13 protein-coding genes and 1 pseudogene are annotated in these 16,443 nt (G+C 63.1%); 12 read left to right on the forward strand and 2 right to left on the reverse strand.

Translation table 11 applies throughout. From position 1 onward, the window contains the following. Positions 1-52: 52 nt before the first annotated feature. The 3 genes from AB4N80_RS15585 (at position 53) to AB4N80_RS15595 (ending at position 3,019) form a co-directional block, all read left to right on the forward strand. Complete coding sequence (locus AB4N80_RS15585) at positions 53-937, forward strand: LysR family transcriptional regulator (protein WP_122568475.1); 885 nt, start codon at positions 53-55, stop codon at positions 935-937. A 296-nt stretch (positions 938-1,233) separates the two neighbouring features. Further along, positions 1,234-1,605, forward strand: a complete 372-nt coding sequence (locus AB4N80_RS15590; protein ID WP_122568477.1) for a c-type cytochrome — start codon at positions 1,234-1,236, stop codon at positions 1,603-1,605. Between the two features lie 115 nt (positions 1,606-1,720). Next, positions 1,721-3,019, forward strand: coding sequence for a D-arabinono-1,4-lactone oxidase (locus tag AB4N80_RS15595; RefSeq protein WP_460083091.1), 1,299 nt, complete (start codon positions 1,721-1,723; stop codon positions 3,017-3,019). 223 nt (positions 3,020-3,242) lie between these two features. Here AB4N80_RS15595 and AB4N80_RS15600 read toward each other — a convergent pair whose 3' ends face one another. Then, the gene (locus AB4N80_RS15600; RefSeq protein ID WP_122568479.1) at positions 3,243-4,187 is read right to left on the reverse strand and encodes a SphA family protein; all 945 of its coding nucleotides are present in this window, start codon (positions 4,185-4,187) and stop codon (positions 3,243-3,245) included. A 206-nt stretch (positions 4,188-4,393) separates the two neighbouring features. Between AB4N80_RS15600 and AB4N80_RS15605 the strand changes: the two genes are divergently transcribed. The 9 genes and pseudogenes from AB4N80_RS15605 to AB4N80_RS15645 all read left to right on the forward strand — a co-directional run bounded on the left by AB4N80_RS15605 (position 4,394) and on the right by AB4N80_RS15645 (position 15,421). Continuing rightward, positions 4,394-5,437, forward strand: coding sequence for an AraC family transcriptional regulator (locus AB4N80_RS15605; RefSeq protein WP_354338256.1), 1,044 nt, complete (start codon positions 4,394-4,396; stop codon positions 5,435-5,437). A 66-nt stretch (positions 5,438-5,503) separates the two neighbouring features. Beyond that, positions 5,504-5,635, forward strand: a pseudogene (locus AB4N80_RS15610) (GntR family transcriptional regulator); the annotation flags it as partial. An 85-nt stretch (positions 5,636-5,720) separates the two neighbouring features. Then, positions 5,721-6,338 carry a transcriptional repressor LexA gene (gene lexA, locus AB4N80_RS15615; protein WP_460082872.1) on the forward strand — a complete coding sequence of 206 codons (618 nt, stop codon included), beginning with the start codon at positions 5,721-5,723 and terminating at the stop codon, positions 6,336-6,338. Next, on the forward strand, positions 6,338-6,970 hold the full coding sequence (imuA, locus tag AB4N80_RS15620; RefSeq protein WP_122568481.1) for a translesion DNA synthesis-associated protein ImuA: 633 nt from the start codon (positions 6,338-6,340) through the stop codon (positions 6,968-6,970). The genes lexA and imuA overlap by 1 nt, the downstream gene beginning before the upstream one ends. Positions 6,971-6,977: 7 nt before the next feature. After that, complete coding sequence (locus AB4N80_RS15625; RefSeq protein WP_460082876.1) at positions 6,978-8,399, forward strand: Y-family DNA polymerase; 1,422 nt, start codon at positions 6,978-6,980, stop codon at positions 8,397-8,399. Further along, positions 8,396-11,473 carry an error-prone DNA polymerase gene (locus AB4N80_RS15630; protein ID WP_460082879.1) on the forward strand — a complete coding sequence of 1,026 codons (3,078 nt, stop codon included), beginning with the start codon at positions 8,396-8,398 and terminating at the stop codon, positions 11,471-11,473. Before AB4N80_RS15625 ends, AB4N80_RS15630 begins: the two co-directional genes overlap by 4 nt. 340 nt (positions 11,474-11,813) lie before the next feature. Continuing rightward, positions 11,814-13,925 (forward strand): hybrid sensor histidine kinase/response regulator, encoded by a 2,112-nt coding sequence (locus tag AB4N80_RS15635; protein WP_460082882.1) that lies wholly within the window; start codon positions 11,814-11,816, stop codon positions 13,923-13,925. Between the two features lie 96 nt (positions 13,926-14,021). Continuing rightward, on the forward strand, positions 14,022-14,303 hold the full coding sequence (locus tag AB4N80_RS15640; protein ID WP_163006849.1) for a hypothetical protein: 282 nt from the start codon (positions 14,022-14,024) through the stop codon (positions 14,301-14,303). 464 nt (positions 14,304-14,767) lie between these two features. Beyond that, positions 14,768-15,421 (forward strand): dimethylsulfonioproprionate lyase family protein, encoded by a 654-nt coding sequence (locus AB4N80_RS15645; protein ID WP_240998522.1) that lies wholly within the window; start codon positions 14,768-14,770, stop codon positions 15,419-15,421. Between the two features lie 147 nt (positions 15,422-15,568). Here the strand turns inward: AB4N80_RS15645 and AB4N80_RS15650 are convergent, their stop codons facing one another. Further along, positions 15,569-16,423: a methyl-accepting chemotaxis protein gene (locus tag AB4N80_RS15650; RefSeq protein WP_436278762.1), complete on the reverse strand. Its 855-nt coding sequence runs from the start codon at positions 16,421-16,423 to the stop codon at positions 15,569-15,571. Between the last annotated feature and the right edge of the window lie 20 nt (positions 16,424-16,443).

A 16,443-nucleotide genomic window follows, 5' to 3' on the forward strand; every position in this document is an offset into this window, starting at 1 on the left:
GCTGTGTGTTTATAAACAGCCATGCCTTTCAGACGTGTTCAAGGATCGCCTCATGTTCGACTGGAATGACCTGCGCTATTTTCTGGAACTGCAACGCAGTGGGCGTCTGTTGACGGCTGCACGACGGCTGAACACCACCCACGCCACGGTGGCCCGGCACATCGAGGCCATCGAGAAAAGCCTGGGCACCGCGTTGTTCATCCAGCATGCCCAGGGGTATGAACTGACCCCTGCCGGCGAGACATTGCTCAAGCACGCCGAAGCCATGGAGAACGTGGCGTTGCTGGCCCAGGAGGACATCACCCAGTCCAGTGCGCCCTTGGGCAAGATCCGTTTGGGGGTGACCGAAGGTCTGGGCATCATGTTTCTGGCCAGTCGCATGGACGGGTTGTTCCAGCGTTATCCGGGGCTGGAGGTGGAACTGGTGGCGGTGCCGCGCTTTGTCAGCATCCTCAACCGTGAGGCGGAAATCAGCATCCACCTCGAACGCCCGGCGGCCGACCTGCTGGTGACGCGAAAACTCACCGACTACAGCCTGGCGCTGTACGCCAGCCAGGCCTACCTGGACCGCTCGCCAGCCTTGCGCAGCCGCGAAGACCTGGCCCGCCACGCCTGGATCGGTTATGTCGACGACCTGCTGTTCAGCCAGGAACTGATGTTCCTCAACAGCTTTTGCCGCAATCCCCGGGTGGTGTTCCACAGCACCAGCGTCATCGCTCAGCAGCAGGCCGCGCGCTCGGGCCTGGGAATCGCCGTGTTGCCGTGCTACATGGCCAGCGGGGACCCGACGCTGGTGCCGTTGCTGCCGGACGAAACCATCCGCCGCAGCTACTGGATCAGCACCCGCCGCGAACTGCACAAATCCGTACGCCTGCGGGTGTTGTGGGATTACGTGGTGCAGTTGTGCGAGCGCGAGCAGGGGTTATTACTCCCCTGAGCACGCAATGCCCGTGTGGCGAGCCGCTCTGGGGGAACAAGGCTCTGTGGGAGCAAGGCTTGCCCGCGATGAAGAACACACGGTCTATCTGGAACCGAGTCGCCTGCTTCGCGGGCAAGCCTTGCTCCCACAGAACCCATAGAGCCCACAGATAAAGCCCCTCGCCACAAAGGTCATTGATAGGCCGGCAACTGGCCGCCCAAGCCCCCTTTTCTGGCCCCCAATGACCTCAAGCCGACGTGCTGGCGTGCCTTAGTGTTGACCCACAACAAGAAAAGCGCAGCCAAGAGGGCCCCATGCCGGCAACGACACCTTCCACCTGGCTCAACCCAGCCGTCATCCTCCTGCTTGGCACCTTGCTCGCCGGCTGCGGCGAAGAAGCCAAGCCGCCCATGCCCACGGTGTTCACGGCCATGCCCAGCGATGCGGCACTGGCCCAGGTCTATGACAGCAGCTGCAAGCTCTGCCACGCCAACCCCAGCGCCGGGGCACCGTTGACCGGCGACACGAACGCCTGGGCCCCGCGGGTCGCCCAGGGCGCCGAGACCCTGCTGGACCACGCGATCAACGGCTACAACGGCATGCCGCCGATGGGCCTGTGCATGCACTGTTCCGAAGAGCAGTTCCTGGCCCTGATCGCCTTCATGTCCGGTCAACACTTCCAATAATGCATACGGGTACTACGGCATGACGATGGACTACTCACGGCGTCGGTTGCTGCAACAGGCCGGCGTTGTCGCCGCCTTCACGGCGTTGGGCAGCCAGGGCGCCCTGGCCGAGCTGATGCGTGCGCCGCGGTTGATCCCGTGGCGCAACTGGTCCGGTGCGCAGAGTTGCCTACCGGCGGCGCGCCTGGCGCCCAAGGACCTCGATGAACTGGTGCAGGTGGTGCGCCGCGCCGAAGGGCGGATTCGCCCGGTGGGTTCAGGTCATTCCTTCAGCGCCCTGGTGCCCACCGATGGCACCTTGTTGTCGCTGAGTTTTTTCAGTGGCCTGCTGGATCACGACGAGGCCAGCCTGCAAGCCGAGTTTGGCGGTGGCACGCCTATGTCCCGCATGGGCCCGGCGCTCAAGGCCATCGGCCAGGCCCTGCCGAACATGGCCGACGTGGATTACCAGACCCTGGCCGGAGCTATCGCCACCTCGACCCACGGCACCGGCAAGGCCTTTGGCTCGTACGCGTCCCAAGTGGTCGGCCTGCAACTGGTGACGGCCAGCGGCGAGGTGCTCGATTGCGATGCCCAGCGTCATCCCGACGTGTTCAAGGCCGGCCGGGTGTCCCTTGGCGCGCTGGGGCTGGTGACCCGCGTGCGCCTGCAGAACCGCGCCGCCTATCGCTTGCGCGAGCACCAGTGGGTGGCGAAGATCGAGGAGTTGCTCGAGGACGTAGACGCCAACACCCGGGACAACCAGCACTGGGAGATGCAAGTCGTCACCCATTCCGACTATGCGCTGTCGATCACCCTGAACGAGACCACGGATCCGGCCACGCCGCCGATCAGCCCCGAGGAGGAGGGCGGTAACGAATTCGTATCCCTGATCGAAAACCTCGACAAGTACGGCAGCGATTTTCCCGCGCTCCGGCGAGCGCTGCTCAACAGCCTGCGGCTGGTGGCCGATTTCGATGACCGCGTCGGTGATTCCCATGACATCTACGCCAACGCCCGCACCGTGCGCTTCAACGAGATGGAGTACTCGGTGCCGGCCGAACACGGCCCGGCGTGCCTGCGGGAGATCCTCGCACTGATCCGCGACAAGGACCTGCGTACGTGGTTTCCCATCGAATACCGCTACGTGAAGGCCGACGACATTGCCTTGAGCATGTTCGAAGGCCGGGACAGTTGCTCGATCTCCGTGCACCAGCATTACCAGATGGACCACCACAATTTCTTCGCCGCCATCGAGCCGATCTTCTGGAAGTACCAGGGCCGTCCGCACTGGGGGAAACTGCACTCCCTGAACGCCAAGGCCCTCCAGGTGCTATACCCGCGCTGGACTGAATTCATCCAGGTGCGCCAGGCGCTGGACCCTGGTGGCAAGTTCCTCAATGGGCATCTTTCATCGATTCTGGGGGTGAGCTGATTGGCTTCAATCGTCGCGGGTCGAGCGCTGGCTGGCCTGCAGCTGATGCATTTCTGTCAAACACAAAACCTGTGGCGAGGGGACTTATCTGTGGGAGCAAGGCTCTGTGGGAGCAAGGCTTGCCCGCGATGAAGAACACACGGTCTATCTGGAACCGAGTCGCCTGTTTCGCGGGCAAGCCTTGCTCCCACAGAGTGGCTCGCCACAGGTGCTGTGAAACACTCTAGAACGCAAACGGAATACTGATCTTGGCCCAGAGCATCTCGCCTTCGGGGCGGTTTTCCACGTCGAACTCCTTGGCCCAGCGAATTTCGGCGCTGGCGTACTTGAGGAAGGTGAAATGCAGCGCCGGACCTATGGCGAAGACCTGGCCGCGTACGCCATCGTCCACGTCCTGCCCGGCGAATTGCACGTTGCGACCGTACTGTTTGTCGTCGGTGGTCTGCTTGAGGTAGTAGCCGTTGAGCCCCAACCTCAGGTTGTCGGTCACGCGGTAGCTGGCGGAATAGTCGAAGTGGAAAATCTGCCCCGAACGGTAGTCGGTGTCCTTGTTCTTGCGGTTGAAGCTGTAGGTGCTTTTCATCGACACCTCGGTGTCTTCCGTGGGCAACCAGGTGAAGGAGAACAGCGGCTTGTAGGTGTAGAAATTGTTGCTGGTGTTGGCCAGTCGATCGGTGCTGTATTCGCCGGTCGGTACGGTGATTTCCACCGCCGCGGCCAGGGTCAGATTCTTGCCCATGTCCCAGAGCACGATGGGCGAAATGGTGGTGTCGCCCATGCCCTCGCGGGTGTCATGCAGGCCGAACACCGAAACTTCCTGCTTGATCCAGGGCTGGGCGATGTAGATCCCCGCGCGCCCACCGGCCACCCGCAATGGGCTCAGGTAATCGATACGCGGGACCACTGCCGTGGATTCGATTTCGACATCCGGCAGCTCGCCACCCAACGAACTGATGTTGAATTTCCGGGCTTTGTAATGGTTGTAGTAGAGGTTGAACGCGACCATGTGGTCGGGAAGGCTGTCGACTTCCAGGGGCAATACGAAAAAGCCGTCGGTGCCGGGGCCGATGTTGTCCACCCCCGATTCGGTAGCCAAGGCGGGCAGGGCATAGCCGCAGGCCAGGCCGAGGGTCAGTTGCAAGGCGAATGTCGTGCGGATCGGGTTCATGGGAGGGCTCATTATTATTGTTGGAAATGCACCGGAGGTCCGAGTCATACAAATAAGCCGTTCGCCGCCGACAGGGCAGGGTATTGGCGGCCAGACAGGGGACTTGGGCGGCCAGATTTTTATGCCTCCCAACCCAGCGGCTCATGCTAACTTTATGAAATAACCGGTTACAAAAACGCCACCTAACGTGCTCCGGAATTCGCCCCATGCAGATGAAAGTCATCGACCCCACCTATGAGTTGGCGCTGGTATCGCCCTTCCTGCTGCAAACCCTGGCCGAGGTGGTGGCGGACAAGGGTTTCGATGCCGCCAGCCTGTGTCGCGGCCTGGGCTTCGACCTCGATGACCTGCAAGATCCCGCCCAGCGCATTTCCTACCGCCAGGCCGTGGTCATGATCCAACGGGCGCTCAAGCTGTTGCCCGACCAAGGCCTGGGGTTGTGGGTGGGTGACCGCAACGTGCTCGGCACCCTCGGCCTGCTGGGCCACGTCTTGTCGTTGTGCGAAACCCTGCGCGATGCCTTCGCCCTGGGGGTTCGTTACCAGCACACCACCGGCGGTATCGCCGTGACCCGGGTCGAAGAAGCCACTGACCGGATCATGGTCGAGGCCACGTGCCGCCTGCCTTTCGCCGAGATCCAGGTGTTTGCCGTGGAAGAATTCTTCGCCAGCCTGATGGTCTACGGCCGGGCGCTGGCAGGCCCCGATTTCAAACCCAAGGCCGTGGAGTTCATGCACGCTGCGCCGTCCTATGCCCAGGAATATCAGCGGATCTTGGGGCCGGATGTGCGTTTCGGTTGCCGGCACAACCGCATGCTGATCGATGTGCGTTGGCTGGATATGCGCCTGCCCAATCATCATCCGTTGGCCCTGCGCCAGGCATTGGCCTTGCTCGAGCAGGAGGCCTGCGAGGTCCATCAGAAGATCGACCTGATCCAGACCGTGGAGCGGGCGATTGCCCGGGACCTGACCCGGGGCAGCCACATCGAGAAAATCGCCGGTGACCTCAACATGAGCAGCCGCACCCTGCGTCGACGCCTGACCGAACACAGCCTGACCTTCGAGGCCTTGCTCGAACAAGTGCGCCGCGGCCGCACCCTGAACCTGCTGGCCAACCCAGAGCTGTCCATCGAGCGCATTACCGAAGAAGTCGGCTACAGCGATGTGCGCAGTTTCCGCCGGGCGTTTCGGCGCTGGACAGGCATGAGCCCGAGCGCGTTTCGCAATGAGAGTGCCGACGCTCGGCTCTAGTATTTCTCAAGCTGGGTCGGCTTCCCTAAGGTCCCGTCCTAACTCGTTATGACAAGTGATAAGGCCATGCCCGACAACGTGCTTTCCCTCAGCAGCGTGCCGCTGCATACGCAACTGCGAGACGTGCTGCGTGCAATACCCTCAAGCAGCCAGGTGCCCTCGGAAAGCAAGCTCGGTGCGCTGTTTAGTGTCAGCCGTACAGACCACCATAGGGATTGGTGGTGGGCTCTGAGTCTGTGAACTGACTGGCGGCGCTTGTCAGAAAAATCCCGGAAGAGTACAAATGTACTCCATGACGACTCTCACGCTCCGCCGTACCGCCATCCTGACTTTTATCCGCGAACGCATCGCTGATCAGGGTCAGCCTCCCAGTCTCGCTGAAATCAGCGAGGCGTTTGGTTTTGCCTCCCGCAGCGTGGCGCGCAAGCATGTGCTGGCGTTGACCGAGGCTGGTTTCATCGAAGTCAATCCGCACCAGGCCCGGGGCATCCGGCTGCTGAACCAGCCGCCACGGCCCGAGTTGCTGGACGTGCCGGTGCTGGGGCGAGTGGCGGCGGGCCTGCCGATTGGCGCCGATGCCGAGGTCCACAGCCGCCTGATGCTGGACCCGGCGATTTTCACCAAGGCCCCGGATTACCTGCTGCGGGTCCAGGGCGACTCGATGATCGAGGACGGCATTCTCGACGGTGATCTGGTGGGCGTGCAGCGCACCCCCCAGGCTGCCAACGGCCAGATCGTCGTGGCGCGCCTGGACGGTGAAGTCACCATCAAGCGCTTCGAGCGCATCGGCGAGCGGGTGCGTTTGCTGCCGCGCAACCCGGCCTATCAGCCGATCATCGTCGAGGCCGACCAGGACCTGGCGATAGAAGGGGTGTTCTGTGGCTTGGTGAGGCAAGGGTGATGGGGGCTGTTGTTGCGCTGGATACGCTGTTCAACGGCGGCCAGGTCTGGAAGGGCCGGCCTGCGCCGCCGGCCGCCAGTCCGCAACCCACTGGCCATGGAGCACTGGATGCGGCGTTGCCCAGTGGTGGCTGGCCGGAAGCGGCGTTGACGGAGCTGCTCATCGCTGCGCCGGGCGTGGGCGAGTTGCAATTGGTGTGGCCGACCCTGGCGCGGCTGTCGGCGGCGGGGGAGCGGATCGTGCTGGTGGCGCCGCCGTTCGTGCCTTATCCCCAGGCCTGGCAGAACGCGGGTATCGACCTGCGTCAGTTATCGGTGATCCGCGCCGATGAGCGCGAGGCCCTGTGGGCCACCGAACAATGCCTGCGTTCGGGCAGTTGTGGCGCGGTGCTGTGCTGGCCCCGACAGGCGGACGACCGGGCCTTGCGCCGTTTGCAAGTGGCGGCGGAAACCGGCCAGACCCTGGCGTTCGCCTGGCGCTCCATCCAGGAAGCCATCAACCCATCGCCGGCGGCCCTGCGCATTGCCATCGATACCCGGCCTGCGCAGTTGCGTGTGCTCAAGTGCCGGGGCGGGCTGGCCCGTTCGGCGCCGATTGCCTTTGCCACGCTCGCCCCACAAACCGGGCATTGAGGTTGCGATGCGCTGGGTCTGTATTCTCTTCCCGCAATTGGCGCTGGACGCCGCGCTGCGTCAGCGCCCCGATCCCGACCAACCCCTGGCATTGCTGACCGGCCCGGCCCAGCGTCGGGTGCTGCAAGCGGTGAACGCGCCGGCCCGGGCCCTGGGCTTGCGGCCCGGCCAGACCATGACCGCCGCCCAGGCCTTGAGCAAAGGCTTTGCCACCGCCGAATACGACGCGGCGCAGATCGAACATTGGCAACAGTTCCTGGCGGCCTGGGCCTACCGTTTCAGCTCCCAGGTCAGCGTGCATTACCCGCGAACGTTGCTGTTCGAGATCGAGTCGAGTCTGGGCCTGTTCGGACCCTGGCCGGTGTTCGAGGCGCGCTTGCGGGCCGAGCTGACCGAGCTGGGCTTTCGTCATCGCATCGTCGCCGCTCCCAATCCGGTGGCGGCACGGGTGTTGGCCAATGCCTATGACGCCCTGGTGGTGCCCGATGTCGAGACCTTGCAACAGTACCTGGGACACATGCCCGTGGAGCGAGTCGGCCTGGAGCCCGATGTCGCCACGGCGCTGTCGCGCATGGGCCTGCGCCGCCTGAGCCAGGTCCAGGCCTTGCCCCGGCAGACCCTGGCACGGCGTTTCGAGGCCCAGGTGCTCAAGCACCTCGATGCGCTGACGGGCAATCGCACCCTGGCGCTGTCTTTCTACCTGCCACCGGACCGTTTCGATGTGCGCATCGAACTCAACTATGACGTGCAATCCCACCAGGCACTGTTGTTCCCGTTGCGTCGCCTGACCGGTGACCTGTCGGCCTTCCTCTGCGGGCGCGACAGCGGCGTGCAGCGCTTCGACCTGCACCTGGAACACGCCGGGTTGCCGGATACCGTGATCAAGGTCGGTCTGCTCAGCGCCGAACGGGACCCGGCGATGCTCTTCGAACTGGCCCGCGGTCGCCTGGAACAGGTGCAGGCCGAGGCCCCGGTGCGGGGCTTTCGCTTGTGTGCCGAAGACTTGCCGAGTTTCGTGCCCCAGCGCCTGGAGCTGTTCGACGAACGCCCGCAACAGTCATTGCCCTGGGAGCAATTGCGCGAACGTCTGCGAGCCCGGTTGGGGGATGACGCCGTGCAGGGCTTGGGGTTTCGCGACGACCATCGGCCTGAGTGCGCCTGGCAGATGACGTCCCAACCCAAATCCCAGACGTGTCCGGTGCGCGACGGCGTGCAGCGTCCCGGTTGGTTGCTGGATGCGCCCCAGGCATTGGCGCAAGGCCAGGCGCAGATCCTCATGGGCCCCGAGCGTATCGAGACCGGTTGGTGGGACGGTGCGGATGTGCGCCGCGACTATTACCTGATCGAAACCCGTAGCGGGCAACGGGGCTGGGCCTATCGACCGGTGGGCGAGGGCGGGCCGCTGTGGCTGCAGGGTTGGTTTGCATGAGCATTGAGTATGCCGAGCTGCATTGCCTGTCGAACTTCAGCTTCCAGCGCGGCGCCTCCAGTGCCCTGGAGTTATGCCGTCGCGCCAAGCAGCAGGGCTATCAGGCCCTGGCGATCACCGACGAATGCACCCTGGCCGGGATCGTCCGGGCCTGGCAGGCGGCCAAGGAACTGGCGCTGCAACTGATCGTCGGCAGCGAAGTCCAGGTCGAGAACGGTCCGAAACTGGTGTTGCTGGTGGAGAACCTGGACGGTTATCAAACCTTGTGCCGGTTGATCACCCGCGCCCGGCGTCGCAGCGAGAAGGGCCACTATCGCATCGTGCGAGAGGACTTCGACCAACCCTTGCCGGGGCTGCTGGCCTTGTGGGTCGCCGAGGGCAAAGACGCCGAGGAACACGGGCGTTGGCTCCAGCCGATCTTTGCCGGGCGCCTGTGGCTGACGGTCCAGTTGCATTGCGGGCAGGACGACCGTCACCGGTTGGCAGAGTCGTTGGCGCTGGCCGAGTGCTTGGCTCTTCCGGCCGTGGCCAGCGGCGACGTGCACATGCACGTGCGTGGCCGTCGCGCCTTGCAGGACACCATGACCGCCATCCGTCATCACGTCACGGTGGCCGAGGCCGGCCAGCGCTTGCACCCCAACGGCGAGCGCCACTTGCGCAGCCGCAAGGATCTGGCCGAGCTCTATCCGCGGGCCTTGCTCGATGAAACCCTGGACATCGCCCGGCGCTGCACCTTCGACCTCGGCCAACTGCGCTACCAATACCCCCGCGAGCTGGTGCCCGAGGGGCATGACCCGGCGTCCTGGCTGCGGGAACTGACCGAGCGCGGCATGCGTGAGCGCTGGGACAAAGGTGTACCAGACAAGGTCCGGGTGCAGATCGACAAGGAACTGAGCCTGATCGCCGAGTTGGGCTATGACAGCTATTTCCTCACCGTGCAGGACATCGTCAGCTTCGCCCGCAGCCGCCATATCCTTTGCCAGGGGCGCGGCTCGGCGGCCAACTCGGCGGTGTGCTACGCCTTGGGCATCACCGAAATCGACCCCAGCCTCACCAGCCTGTTGTTCGAACGCTTCCTGTCCCGGGAGCGCAACGAGCCGCCGGACATCGATGTCGATTTTGAACATGACCGTCGCGAGGAAGTGCTGCAGTACGTGTTCCAGCGCTACGGTCGTCATCGTGCGGCCTTGACGGCGGTGGTCAGCAGCTACCACGGCGCCGGGGCGGTGCGCGATGTGGCCAAGGCCCTGGGCCTGCCACCGGATCAGGTCAACGCCCTGGCCGATTGCTGTGGCCGTTGGAGCGACGAAGCGCCGCCGGTGGAGCGTTTGCGTGAAGGCGGTTTCGACCCGGACAGCCCGGTGTTGCGCCGGGTCCTGGGCCTGACCCAGCAATTGATCGGTTTTCCCCGGCATTTGTCCCAACACCCTGGCGGTTTCGTGATTTCCGAACAGCCCCTGGACACCCTGGTGCCGGTGGAAAACGCCGCCATGGCCGAGCGCACCATCATCCAGTGGGACAAAGACGACCTGGATGCGGTGGGCTTGCTCAAGGTGGACATCCTGGCCCTGGGCATGCTCAGTGCGATTCGCCGGTGTTTCGACTTGATCGAGCAGTACCGGGGGCAGCGTTATGCCTTGGCGTCGTTGCCCAAGGAGGATCGGGCGACCTACGAAATGATCAGCCGCGCTGACACCATCGGTGTGTTCCAGATCGAGTCCCGGGCGCAGATGTCGATGTTGCCTCGGCTGAGACCCGAGACGTTCTACGACTTGGTCATTGAAGTGGCGATCGTGCGGCCCGGGCCGATCCAGGGTGGGATGGTGCACCCGTATCTGCGGCGTAGAAACAAAGAAGAGGCGGAGACTTATCCTTCTGAAGCATTGAAGGAAGTGCTCAACCGCACCCTGGGGGTTCCCTTGTTCCAGGAACAGGTCATGCAGATCGCCATCGTCGCGGCCGACTACACCCCGGGTGAAGCCGACCAGTTGCGGCGTTCCATGGCCGCCTGGAAACGTCACGGCGGGTTGGAGCCCCATCGGGAGCGCCTGGCGCAGGGGATGAAGAAAAACGGCTACACCGCAGAATTCGCCGCGCAAATCTTCGAACAGATCAAAGGCTTCGGCAATTACGGTTTTCCCGAATCCCACGCCGCCAGTTTCGCCTTGCTGACCTACGCCAGCAGTTGGCTCAAATGCCACGAACCGGCGGCGTTCGCCTGTGCCCTGATCAACAGCTGGCCCATGGGCTTCTACAGCCCGGACCAGATCCTCCAGGATGCCCGCCGGCATCAACTGTCGATCCACCCGGTGGACGTGCGCGCCAGCGCTTGGGAGTGCAGCCTCGAGCCCATGGACGGCCGGCAACCGGCGATTCGCATGGGCCTGCGCCTGGTCAAGGGCTTTCGCGAAGAGGATGCCCGCCGTATCGAAGCGGCGCGCCGGCATCGACCCTTCAGCGACGTGGCCGACCTGGGCGAACGCGCGCAGCTCGATGCCCGGGCCCAGGCGCAACTGGCCGACGCGGGGGCCTTGCAGGGCTTGGCGGGGGATCGCCATCGGGCCCGCTGGGAAGTGGCCGGGGTGCAGAAACAACTGGGCTTGTTCGCCGGTTTGCCCAGCCAGGAAGAACCGCCCGTGGCCTTGCCCGAACCCACGCTGGGAGAAAATCTGTTTGCCGATTACGCCACGCTGGGCACGACACTCGGGCCTCATCCGCTGGCCCTGCTGCGTTCCGAGCTGCGCGCCCGGCGCTGTCGCAGCTCCCGGGAATTGCAGGACGTGGAGCATGGCCGCAACGTCAGCGTCGCCGGGCTGGTCACCGGCCGCCAACGTCCGGGCACGGCCAGCGGCGTGACCTTCGTCACCCTGGAAGATGAATTTGGCAACCTCAACGTGGTGGTCTGGCGCGACCTGGCCGAGCGCCAACGCAAGACCCTGGTGGGCTCGCAATTGCTCAGGGTCGACGGGCGCTGGGAAAGCGTCGGCGAGGTCCGTCACTTGATCGCCGGGCGCTTGAGCGACCTGACTGAATTGCTGGCGGGTATCCAGGTGCAGAGTCGCGATTTCCGTTGAGCTCGCCAACCCTGTTTGGATCCGGGACATGATTCCTGTGGCAAACAAAGAACTCTGTGGCGAGGGGATTTATCCCCGCTGGGTTGCGAAGCAGCCCCATGTTTCATCAGCCACAGTGATGTGCCAGGCAGGACGCAGGGGGTTGCTGCGCAACCCGGCGGGGATAAATCCCCTCGCCACAGGTCATTCCTTTTGCCCCAGAAAGCATGTCCCCAGTCCAGACAGGTCGTCATCATGACCTCACCATGAAACCAAACGCCAACCCGGCGCTCGAAGCTCTGATCGCAAGGGGTTTGTGTAGGCCGATTCCCTGCAGGCATTTTGAGGTTCAGAGTCGACCATGGAGTTTCTATCCCAGAATCACGGCTGCCCTGGATGGGGCGGTGAGATGGCCGGGCGTATCCGGGCGTTCGATTGGAGCCGGACCGAGTTGGGCGCCATTGAGCACTGGTCCGCCAGCTTGCGCAGTGCTGTCCAATTGTTGCTGGCTTCGCCCCTGCCGATGGTGATGTTGTGGGGCCGCCAGGGCTTCATGATTTACAACGATGCCTATGCCGAGTTCGCCGGCGGCCGCCATCCTTACTTGCTGGGGTGCGCGGTGGAGTTGGGCTGGCCGGAGGTCGCCGAATTCAATCGCCATGTGCTGGACGTCTGTCTGGCCGGCGGCACCTTGTCCTACCGCAGCAAAGAGCTGGTCCTGCTGCGTGATGGCAAGCCTGAAGACGTGTGGATGGACCTCTACTACAGCCCGGTGCCCGATGACGACCAGTCCCCGGCGGGCGTGCTGGCGATTGTGGTGGAAACCACCGAGCACGTATTGACCGAGCGCGCCCGGCAAGCGGCCGAACGCAGTTACCGCGCGGTCAATGAGCGCATCCAACTGGCGCTCTCGGCCGGGCCCTTGCTGGGGTCGTTCGTCTGGGACATCCAGGCCGACACGCTGTCGGGGGATGAGCGTTTTGCCCGCACCTTCAACTACCCACCCGATTGTTCGCTGGACGCACTGCCCATCGAGATTGCCCGCCAGGGCATCCACCCGGATGACCTTGACGAGGTCAACCAGCGGGTCGAACTGACCGTGCGCACAGGCACGCCTTACAGCGCTGAGTATCGGGTGCGCCGCCTGGGCGGTGACTACCGGTGGGTGCTGGCCAGCGGTCGATGCGAGTTCGACGGGACGGGCCGGCCCCTGCGGTTTCCGGGGGTGTTGATTGATATCAACGAGCGCAAGACGGCCGAAGCTTCGCTGCTCAAATTCACTCGCGACCTGGAACAACGGGTCGCCGACGAGGTGCAGGCGCGGTTGGCTGCGGAAGAGCAGTTGCGCCAGTCGCAGAAGCTCGAGGCCATTGGCGGCCTCACCGGTGGCGTGGCCCATGACTTCAACAATTTGCTGCAGGTGATCGCCGGCAACCTGCATTTGCTGGCCCGCCACGAACGGGACAACGCCAATGTGCAACGGCGGGTCAGTGCCTCCATCGAAGCCGTGGAGCGCGGCGCAAAATTGTCATCGCAGTTGCTGGCTTTTGCCCGGCGTCAGCCATTGTCACCGGCGGTCTACAACCCTCGGCGCATCTACGAGGGCATGGGTGAACTGCTGCAACGGGCCTTGGGCGAAACCATCCTGATTGAAGTGAGCCTGCCCCAGGAGCCTTGGCGCATTCACGTCGATCGCAATCAACTGGAAAATGCCTTGTTGAACCTGGCGATCAATGCGCGTGATGCCATGGGCGGCGAGGGCACCATCCATCTGATTGGCGAGAACATTGTGCTCGATGAAGCGTTCTGCGCCGGCAAGGGGATCCCGGCCGGCGATTATGTCCGGCTGTCGGTGATCGATCGCGGTGCCGGCATGCCGCCCGATGTCCTGCAGCAGGTGTTCGAACCGTTTTTCACCACCAAGACCGATGGCCAGGGCACCGGGCTTGGATTGAGCATGGTGTTCGGGTTCGTCAAGCAGAGTGGCGGCCATATCGAGGTATCCAGTGACCTGGGCGAGGGCACGCGAGTACGGATGTATTTCCCTCGAAGTCTTGCACCCGAAGTAGGGGAAGCCGAGCAACACGACGCGCTTCAGTCCGGTCGGCAAGAGACGATTCTAGTGGTGGAGGATAACGACGAGGTGCGCAGCGCGTCGGTGGAACTGCTGGAACAGTCCGGCTATCGGACCCTCACGGCCGCCAACGGTGATGAGGCGATGAAGTTGCTGCTGGACGGCACCTCGGTCGACCTGATCTTCACCGACGTGGTCATGCCCGGCCTGATCAAGAGCTCCGACCTGGCCGCCTGGGCCAAGGTACAGAATCCGCCGGTCCCCGTGCTGTTCACTTCGGGGCACACTCGGGACATCATTTCCCGGAACCATCAATTGAGCCCCGACACCCATTTGTTGAGCAAACCCTACGGCCCGGACGCACTCGCCCGGATGGTGAGGAGCGTGCTGGGCGGTTGAGCGCGACGCTGCAAACAAATGGAACCGAAGCCGTCGCGTCACCTTCGAATGATCAAGACCGGTCATCCATCCGGCCCTGCCATGAACGAGGTGCCCATGAACGACGATCCCGCAAACACTCAGCAACAAGGCCAGGCACAGACGCCATCCCCGCGTAACGATCCGGCCATCGACCCCCAGGTCCCGGGCCAGCCGTCGAGCGCCGAGCCAGCCAGTCCCGCCGGGGCGGATCAGGCTGACAGCGCCGCCACTGAGGTCGATCAGAAGCAGCATCATCAGGACAATGACAACACCTTCAGCCCTGGCTTCAAGCCTGACCCGGACCGGCCGAAATCCAGTGACGACACGGATGCCGATATCGATACCGATGGGGGCTAGACAAGCAAGGCTGTACAACATCGCATCATGGTGGGAGCGAGTCTGCTCGCGAAGGGGGGAGCTTGAATCGGTGTTGATTGTGCCACCGCCATCGCGAGCAAGCTCGCTCCCACAAGGGTACTGTGGTGGATGCAAAACTCATGAGCTTCCAATATCCCTGTGGGAGCGAGCTTGCTCGCGATAGCGGTGGGTCAGCCTGTTTATTCAGCCTTGAAGCAATAAATGGCATCGCAGCCCTTGATTACAAAGTCTGTGCTGACAGGAAAAAGTCCCTCTGATTGCAACGCCGTTGACTTCCGCGACACCGTCCCAGTAATCCAACAGCTGTGTTGCAGTTCGGTGCCCTTGGCCAGGCGTGAAGGGGTCCGGATGTATCGATGGGCGTAAAGCAGTACTCTCAAACCACGGCCCAGGTTTGGGCTGCCTAAGCTAATGCAGTCCGGCTCAGGATGGATTCGAAACCGATGATAAACAGTACCGAGCACTTATCGTTGAGACAGGATGTGATTGCCAGCGGGAAGTCACTTCAGCGTTCACTTCATGCGGTTCTATTGAATCGGGTTCGCAATGGCGCGCCGGATTCGATACAGGCGCATGCGAGTGCCCTGGAGACTGCCCGATGGACCTTGAAACAAACATTGGAAACGCCACGTGCATTACCAGAGGCCCTGGCGCCCAGTTTGTCCCAGGCACTCAATGTTGCACCCAGAACCCACCCGCATCTCGTGTCGATACTGGATGCGTTGAGCACACTCTTGCCCCATCTCACCTGGATAAATCGCCAAGCCCGGGCTGACCAGGACAGCGCTTTCGTGGAGCGGCATCGTCACGGGATGATCACCGGCCCCGAAGGGCTATTTGAGTGTCCCACCTTGACCTTGGGATTGGCGCTCATGCTGCCCGAGACCTGCTACCCCTACCACCAACACCCGCCTGCCGAGTTCTACCTCGTTCTGTCACCGGGCGAGTGGTATCGGGAGGATGTGGGGTGGTGGAGTCCCGGGCCGGGGGGCCTTGTATTCAATCCGCCGTCCTGTGTCCACGCGATGAAATCGAGGCAGGCTCCATTGCTGGCGTTGTGGGGCTTGCTTCATTCAGAAGCTGAGTTATGTCGGTAACAACACTGGGTATCAAATTGGATAAGCAAACGCGTGCCAGGCTGAAGTTGGCATCGGCAAAGTTGGATCGCACCTCAAACGGGTTCAGAAAGGGTAGTTGCGGGTGTCGATCTAGCCGCGAGCCGTCCCTGGCCTCGGCTATATCACTTAGAACTTGAAGCGCCCAACCAAACCCTTGAGCTGCCCGGAAATATCCGTCAAACGCCCCGAACCGGTCTGCGCCGAGTGGGCGTATTCCTCCACCAGCTGTGCATCGGTATGGATCTGCGCGATGTGCCGGTTGATGTCTTCGGCCACTTGGTGCTGTTCCTCTGCCGCCGTGGCGATCTGGGTGTTCTGGTCGCGAATCGAGTCCACCGAGTTGCGGATCTTGTCGAAGCTGTCACGGGCCTGCTGAATGCGCTCGACGCTGGTGTGCGACACCTGCAGGCTGCTTTGCATCTGCTGGGTGACTTCCTGGGTGCGCCGTGCGAGGTTGCCCAGCAGGCTGTCGATCTCGCCGGTGGAGTCGGCGGTACGGCGGGCCAGGGCCCGCACTTCGTCGGCCACCACGGCGAACCCACGACCTTGATCGCCGGCCCGTGCGGCTTCGATGGCGGCGTTGAGAGCCAGCAGGTTGGTCTGTTCGGCAATCGAGCGAATGGTGTCGAGGATGGTGTTGATGTTCTTGCTGTCCTGCTCCAACGCCTGCATGGTCTGGGTCGACTTTTGCAGGTCCTCGCTCAGTTTCATCACGCTGCCGGTGGCTTCACCGATGTGATGCTGGCCGTCGTGCACGTCGCGGTAGCCTTCGTCCGCACTGGAGGCGGCCTGGCTGCAAGAGCGGGCCACTTCGTTGGCGGTGGCGACCATTTCGTTGAATGCCGTGCTCACCAATTCAACGGCCTGGCGCTGGCGCCCGGCCGCATCGTTCATGTTCTGGGCCACGTGGCTGGTATCGGCCGCGGCGGTTTGCAAGTCGGAGGAAGCGCTGCCGATGCGCTGCATCAGTTGCGCGATCATGCCCAGGAACTGGTTGAACC

It is taken from the genome of Pseudomonas sp. H3_A02, assembly GCF_054671965.1.